General features: G+C 56.3%; 1 rRNA gene. It reads left to right on the top strand.

The annotated features are described in order from the left end of the window. Window positions 1–68 (top strand): 16S ribosomal RNA (locus AC1DKN_RS21020); the annotation flags it as partial. Window positions 69–492: the final 424 nt, after the last annotated feature.

Genomic DNA, 492 nt, shown 5'->3' with positions numbered 1-492 from the left:
GACTGGCGATTGGGACTAAGTCGTAACAAGGTAGCCGTACCGGAAGGTGCGGCTGGATCACCTCCTTTCTAAGGAGCACCTACAACCACCCTGCCGGGCGTTATGTCCGTGTGGTGGGGTTGTCAGGAGTACGCCCGTTGCGCAGACGCTAGTTCTGCGGCGGGTGCTCACGGGTGGAATATCAACAAATAGCGGCCGCCGGTTCTTCGCCGGCACCCAGTACGGTCCCCTGTGCTTCCTTTGGAAGCGCGGTGGTCCTGGAACGGTGCGGGAGAGGGGATGGGCGGTTTAGTGTTTGGCACACTGTTGGGTCCTGAGGCAACAGGACCGGGAGGGTTTTCCTTTCCGGGACTTGTGTTTCTGGTTTCCTGGCTGCACCGATCATGCATGTTGTGTGTGTGGGGTGTGTGGTACGGGGTTGTTGTTTGAGAACTACATAGTGGACGCGAGCATCTTTTATAAGAAGCAATTTCCAAGAATATGAACCTGGAT

It is taken from the genome of Arthrobacter sp. 01N444 (genome assembly GCF_056399305.1).
The sequence above is the reverse complement of the archived record's forward strand: the minus strand, read 5'-3'. Positions and strand labels throughout refer to the sequence as shown.